The 6479-nt window shown below is 47.6% G+C and carries 7 protein-coding genes and 4 tRNA genes; 3 read left to right on the top strand and 8 right to left on the bottom strand.

All coding sequences use genetic code 11. The annotated features are described in order from the left end of the window. The 8 genes from NHN17_RS25225 to murB all read right to left on the bottom strand — a co-directional run. The coding region (locus NHN17_RS25225; RefSeq protein ID WP_255045424.1) for a GTP-binding protein at positions 1-297 on the bottom strand (297 nt) is incomplete at its 3' end. A 104-nt stretch (positions 298-401) separates the two neighbouring features. Further along, positions 402-477 (bottom strand) — tRNA-Thr (locus tag NHN17_RS25220). A gap of 12 nt (positions 478-489) precedes the next feature. Next, positions 490-564, bottom strand: a tRNA-Gly gene (locus tag NHN17_RS25215). Positions 565-603: 39 nt separating this feature from the next. Further along, positions 604-688, bottom strand: a tRNA-Tyr gene (locus tag NHN17_RS25210). 35 nt (positions 689-723) lie between these two features. Then, positions 724-799 (bottom strand) — tRNA-Thr (locus NHN17_RS25205). A 96-nt stretch (positions 800-895) separates the two neighbouring features. Then, positions 896-1627 (bottom strand): type III pantothenate kinase, encoded by a 732-nt coding sequence (locus tag NHN17_RS25200; RefSeq protein ID WP_255045423.1) that lies wholly within the window; start codon positions 1625-1627, stop codon positions 896-898. Continuing rightward, entirely contained in the window at positions 1627-2589 is a 963-nt protein-coding gene (birA, locus tag NHN17_RS25195; protein WP_255045422.1) for a bifunctional biotin--[acetyl-CoA-carboxylase] ligase/biotin operon repressor BirA, read from the bottom strand. Before birA ends, NHN17_RS25200 begins: the two co-directional genes overlap by 1 nt. Then, positions 2586-3626 (bottom strand): UDP-N-acetylmuramate dehydrogenase, encoded by a 1041-nt coding sequence (murB, locus tag NHN17_RS25190; protein WP_255045421.1) that lies wholly within the window; start codon positions 3624-3626, stop codon positions 2586-2588. Before murB ends, birA begins: the two co-directional genes overlap by 4 nt. Before the next feature lie 75 nt (positions 3627-3701). Here murB and NHN17_RS25185 point away from each other — a divergent pair, with 75 nt between their 5' ends. The 3 genes from NHN17_RS25185 to NHN17_RS25175 all read left to right on the top strand — a co-directional run bounded on the left by NHN17_RS25185 (position 3702) and on the right by NHN17_RS25175 (position 6251). Continuing rightward, positions 3702-4154, top strand: coding sequence for a GNAT family N-acetyltransferase (locus NHN17_RS25185; protein ID WP_255045420.1), 453 nt, complete (start codon positions 3702-3704; stop codon positions 4152-4154). A gap of 103 nt (positions 4155-4257) precedes the next feature. Beyond that, a complete protein-coding gene (gene pssA / locus NHN17_RS25180) occupies positions 4258-5607 on the top strand; it encodes a CDP-diacylglycerol--serine O-phosphatidyltransferase (RefSeq protein ID WP_255045419.1) in 1350 nt (449 codons plus the stop codon). Positions 5608-5618: 11 nt separating this feature from the next. After that, entirely contained in the window at positions 5619-6251 is a 633-nt protein-coding gene (locus NHN17_RS25175; RefSeq protein ID WP_255045418.1) for a nicotinamidase, read from the top strand. Positions 6252-6479: the final 228 nt, after the last annotated feature.

The following is a 6479-nucleotide window of genomic DNA, read 5'->3' as shown; positions in this document are numbered from 1 at the left end:
CATCTGAGCAGCACCAGTGATCATGTTTTTAACGTAATCGGCGTGTCCTGGGCAGTCTACGTGTGCGTAGTGACGAGATGGAGTATCATACTCTACGTGAGAAGTAGAGATAGTGATACCACGCTCACGTTCTTCTGGAGCGTTATCGATAGATGCGAAGTCTTTAGCTTGGCCACCGTACACTTTTGCAAGCGTAGTACAGATAGCAGCAGTTAGCGTTGTTTTACCGTGGTCAACGTGGCCGATAGTACCAACGTTAACGTGCGGTTTGACGCGTTCAAATTTTTCTTTAGACATGGATAGTCCCTCTAGGCACGGTATTTGGTGGCATTACGACCACACAACCAATCATGGGTTTGTAGAGTATATATCAAAAGAATTGAACTGACTTAAGGAGAGAGTGGTGCTAATAGGCGGAGTCGAACCGCCGACCTCACCCTTACCAAGGGTGCGCTCTACCAACTGAGCTATATCAGCACACAAGAAATGTGGAGCGGGCAGCGGGAATCGAACCCGCATCATCAGCTTGGAAGGCTGAGGTAATAGCCATTATACGATGCCCGCAAAAATCGTCACTCGATAAGCTATTCTTTCTATTGAAACTGGTGGAGGGAGATGGATTCGAACCATCGAAGGCAGAGCCGTCAGATTTACAGTCTGATCCCTTTGGCCACTCGGGAACCCCTCCAAATTTTTAAGCACTTTCACTCATCTAGGAGAAAGTGGTGCCGACTACCGGAATCGAACTGGTGACCTACTGATTACAAGTCAGTTGCTCTACCTACTGAGCTAAGTCGGCGTAAGTGCTGCGCATTCTAGAGAACTATTTCTAGCCTTGCAATACCTTTTTAGCGATTTTTTTAGATTTCTAACCCCGACGGCCAAAAATTAGTCATTAACGACATTTCGCATACAAAGCAAGGCCTTCCAATACCAAATCTGAACGGTGATAGTGGTCTTTCCCCCACTGCTGAGGTAAATGTCGAACCCCTCCGCCACATAGGATCACTTTAGGTTCAGTCTTTAAACGCTCTTTAGCTTGTGCCAGACCATATTCAATCAGTCCGACCAAGGCTGCGCGACATCCGTTTTTCAGTCCATCAGCGGTGTTATCGGCAAAGAGCAGAGTATCGCTATGCTCCCTATCAGAGAAGACCTTGGTAGTATTCTCGAGTACCGACTTCATCATCAACTGGTAGCCAGGAGCTATCCAACCTCCAAGATGCTTCCCTTCTTCGGTCATAACATCAAAGGTTAAGGCAGTGCCGATATCAACAATGACTGTCGGCGCTTTGAATTCTTGGCGAATCGCCACTAGCGTCAACCATCGGTCGACTCCTAGGTATTGATATTCGCTGTACGCGTTTTTGACACCAAAATCTTTCTTTAATGTCTTTACCTGCATTACCGGGATGTTGGCAAGTTGCGAAATACGCTGGATAGAGTTATCAACTTCTACCGGCCCAACACTTGCGAAAACAATTCTGGTTACTCCATTTTCCAGTAAGGGTTCCAAGACCATTTCCAATTTGCGGCTCGGGTAGCGACCCAATAGCGTAAAATGGCCATCTTCAAATAGTTGGGCAACTTTTACATAGCTGTTGCCCGCTTCAATCAAAATTTGCATCAACAACCTCTAAGGCTGATTTCACCACCGAGGTAAGGGGTTACCCCTTGCTCGGTTTCCAGTAATAACGCTCCCTGGTTATTGATCCCGCGAGCAATCCCTTCCACTACACGGTTCCCCATCAATAACTTCACAGGGCGACCCAAAAAGTTATCCAGCCTATTCCAGCGCATTGTAAAGCCGTCCATCCCGCTTTCTTCATAATCACTCAACGCATCATGCAGACGGTTGATCAACGTTGCTGCAAGCACGTTGCGATCAGGTAGCGTGTCGCAGGCATCAGTGAGGTTGGTCCATGACTGTTCAATCGACTCGCCTTCTGACGCCGGCATTGCAATATTAAGGCCCATACCAATAACCAAATGTGCCGCCTCACCAGTCTGACCAGACATTTCCACTAGGATACCCGCCAGCTTGCGGTCTTGGTAATAGAGATCATTAGGCCATTTAACCTTGATCCCTTCTGTTCCCAAGGACTCCAGCGCTTCAGCAATAGCGACACCGACGACCAAGCTCAGCCCCATTGCCGCAGCTATACCCGCATCGAGCCGCCAGTACATTGAAAGGTATAGATTACTACCAAAAGGAGATATCCACTGGCGACCCCGACGGCCCCGCCCCGCTTGCTGATATTCAGCTAAACAGCATGCGCCTTTTGGCATGGTGCCAACGCGATCAAGCAAGTACTGGTTGGTAGAGTCAATCACTGGAATAAGCTCTAATCTCGAGCACTTTACCTGAGCCAAGATCTTATCGCAATCAAGGAGTTCCAGTTTTTCAGGTAAGCTGTAGCCTTTGCCCTGCAAGCGGAAAATATCAATTCCCCACGTCCTTAAAACCTTTATGTGTTTGCTCACTGCAGCGCGTGAAATCCCCAGCTTTTCTCCCAAGGCTTCGCCAGAATGGAACTGTCCATCCGCCAACAGGGCAATTAAAGCAAGACGCATGGAGTGCTCTTTCATCGATATACCTCAGCCAATGTCGTCTCTTGTGCCGCCGCCATAAATCGAACTTCATGTTCTAGTTGGATACCAAATTTATCTTTCACGCAGTCCACAACGTACTGAGCAAGCTGCAATACATCTTGAACGTCTGCGTGATGGTAATTGACCAAGACCAACGCTTGTTGATCATGTACCCGTGCTCCGCCAATTTGATGGCCTTTGAGCTGACACTGATCGATAAGCCACCCGGCAGCGAGCTTTTCCAAATTATCGGGTTGAGGATAATGCGGCATTGCAGGATATTGTGCAAGTAGATGCTTAACGACATCCGGTTCAACTAGTGGGTTTTTGAAAAAGCTACCAGCATTTCCAAGCACTTTTGGATCCGGCAGCTTAGCTTGCCGAATATCACACACAGCTGAAAGGATCTCTCTCGCCGTCACGATATCAGGCTTAAACTGGGCCAGCGGGCCATAGGAAACCACGGGCTTCCATGCTTTTAGCAATTTTAAACCAACAGCGGTAATGGCGTGACTGTCTTTTAGCGCATGTTTAAAAATAGAGTCACGGTAACCAAACTGGCATTCAGCGGCAGTCAGGCGACGCTGTTTTCCGGTTTCTAATTCAACGGTATCGACATATGCGCAGATATCTTTTAGCTCGACCCCGTAAGCACCGATATTCTGGATCGGCGATGAGCCTACACAGCCTGGTATCAAGGCCAAATTTTCCAATCCGGGCACCCCCTGCTCAACGGTTTGAGTCACGAGGCGATGCCAATCTTCACCTGCCCCAACATGAAGCATAAAAGCCTGCGCCGTTTCTTCAACGTCAATACCAACGATACGATTGAGAATAACGACACCGGCGAAATCTTCACAAAAAAGAATATTGCTCCCTTGGCCCAGGATCAATTTAGGCAGCTCCCTATACCGTTCATCTTGCCAGATAGACACCAAATCTTGTGTTGTCTCGGCAACGACAATATCTTTGGCCTTCACATCCAGGCCAAATGTATGAAATGGTGCTAGCGACCTATCTTGCAAAACTTTCATGCGACTTCTGATCCATACCTTTATACTAGGGGCTGTATTTTAACTGATTCATCCACTCTTGGCAGTGTTTTCACTATGAGCAAGCTTAGATTCCACCCTCTTGAGACTCTTCGGTTCCCGTTAATTAATCGCTTCTATAAGTCTTATTACCCAGCAGGGAAGGCTAAAAAAGATGAAGTGATCTGGATTGGTGAGAATAACAAAGGCATACAGGCCTGTGTCAGGTTCAAGCAATTTGATCAATACCAGTTGCTCACTGGTATGCTTGTGCACCCAGCTCTCCGCTCCCAAGGGCTTGGACTCGCCCTGCTTGATGCCTGTCACGGGCAACTGACCGCCTCTCCAAGTTACTGTTTTGCCTTCGGTTATTTAGAAGCATTTTACCAAGACTCCGGTTTTATCATCATCACGGATAATGAGTTGCCCGAGCCACTCCAGTCAAGGATAAACCGCTATAGGCAAAGCGGTAAAACACTCACTCCCATGATCTATGATCAAAAGAGTAAGCTTGAATTAAGTCAAGCGTGATATAAGCCAACTTCGCAATACATTGACTATGATGTTTTTCTGATATAATTGCGCCCTTAACTAACCGATTCATCCTTATTAAGGTCGCGTAAACGAGGCGATAATGGATTCAGCTATTGCTAACAAGCAACGCATTGAGCAACTGCCGTGTATTGCACACAAGCCAGATGATTTAGAGACCCTTCTCGATGCAGGATCGTTCCGTGAACGTCTCCACCAAGAAATCTCCAATGCCAAAGCGCGTATTTATCTAGTCGCGCTCTACCTTCAAGATGACGATGGCGGACGAGGGATCCTCACTGCGCTTTACGAAGCCAAGCAGGCTAACCCTGAACTTGATATAAAAGTACTGGTTGACTGGCACCGGGCTCAGCGTGGGCTTATCGGGGCAGATAAGTCAGATGGTAATGCCGCTCTATACCGAGAGTTCTCGGAGAAATACGAGCATCAGATTGATATTCTCGGTGTACCGGTCCGTAATCGTGAGGTCTTTGGTGTGCTGCACCTAAAAGGCTTTGTCGTTGATGACAAGATCATCTACAGCGGCGCCAGTTTAAACGATGTATATCTAGCTCAACACCAACGTTATCGCTATGACCGCTATCACGTGATCAAAAATGGCAACCTTGCCGATAGCATGGCCAATTTCATTGTCGACACCTTAGTGAACAGCGATGCTGTTAATTGCCTCAGTCAGGTCAACCGTCCAGAGACCCGCAACCTGAAAGGGCCAATAAAGGAACTGCGCCACCAATTACAAAAAGCCAGTTATCAATTCAATCCAGAGCAGATCTCTGATGACGAAGTCGGCCTAACCCCACTTGTTGGCCTGGGCAAACGGAAAAATCGTCTGAACCAACATATCTGTACCCTGATTGCGAGTGCACAGAAAGAATTAACGATTTGTACCCCTTATTTCAACTTTCCGCGTAGCATTAGCAGGGAAGTCAAAAGAGCACTGCGTCGCGGTGTGAAAGTGACAATCATAGTGGGTGACAAAACAGCAAATGATTTCTATATCCCGCCTAGTGAGCCGTTTAAGACCATCGCAGGGTTACCTTACCTTTATGAAGTCAATCTACGCCACTTTGCCAAGCAAAATGAAGCTGCCATCGCAAGACGCCAGCTTGCTATCCACCTGTGGAAGCACAATGACAATAGTTTCCACCTAAAGGGGATCTGGGTTGATCGCAGCTATATGTTGATCACGGGGAACAATCTAAACCCTAGGGCTTGGAAGTTGGACTTGGAAAATGCCATTTTGGTCCATGATAAGCAACAGTTATTGGCCGACCAGAAGCAGCGTGAACTTGACCGCATTCTAGAACACACACAGCTTGTTGGGAGCTATAAGTTCATCGACAAGGTTGATGCTTACCCAGCTCCAGTGCGAAAGCTGATCAAGCGCATAAGACGAGTTAAAGCTGATCACATCCTTAATCAGATCCTGTAGAAGAGACCGTCATGACAATTGCAGCTATTGATGTAGACCCACAAAAAACGTTCACTCCTCTGTGCCCGAACGAATTGCCAGTTGCTGAAGGTCACACTATAGGCCAAGAGCTAAACAATCAGGCTAATTTAGCTGAGTTACGTGTCCTGACCAAGGACGCACATCCAAGTAATGCGGTGTGGGTCGTAGAAACACATGACAAGATGCTTTCACCGTTAGAGCATCCCAATGCCGATCTGACTTGGGTCAGCCATGCCGTGCCAGGTACGCTGGGGTTTGAAACTATTCCTGATCTCCCGCCTGTCACTGAGTATGATCATGTCATATGGAAAGGGATCGAGCAGGATCTTCACCCTTATGGCGCCTGTTATCATGATCTTGAGGAAAAGCTGAGTACTGGTCTGATTGAGTGGCTGACAACCAAACAGGTCGATACCATCTTGATTGGAGGCTTAGCAACTGACTATTGCGTGAAGACAACAGCCCTTCAACTGCAAGCTACAGGTCAATTTAAGGTGATCGTCAATCTCGCGGCCTGCCGCGGTATTGCACCTGAAACAGTTGCGCAAGCCTGCACAGAGATGAGGCTGGCTGGCATCATCGTCTGCAGCGACAGTAAAGCCGTTAAAGCGCAACTCTCATAGCCTCTAACATGCAATCGTCATAATACACTTCAAACCCAGCCAGCTGCTGGGTTTTCTTTATTTGCCCCCGTCCATTCTCCAGCCGCCGTAGAGGCTTATACTGTCAGATTCTGGTGGTGATGAGAGCCCTCGTGACCTGCTCCCCGCTTTCTAATACCAAACTGGAAAATTAACTGGTCAGGTTGATCCACTCTCTTGAACACATTTTTGATACCCTTTGGGGACTCG

Origin of the sequence: Photobacterium pectinilyticum, assembly GCF_024357955.1 — a bacterium.
In the GTDB taxonomy this organism is placed as follows: domain Bacteria; phylum Pseudomonadota; class Gammaproteobacteria; order Enterobacterales; family Vibrionaceae; genus Photobacterium; species Photobacterium pectinilyticum.
The sequence above is the reverse complement of the archived record's forward strand: the minus strand, read 5'-3'. Positions and strand labels throughout refer to the sequence as shown.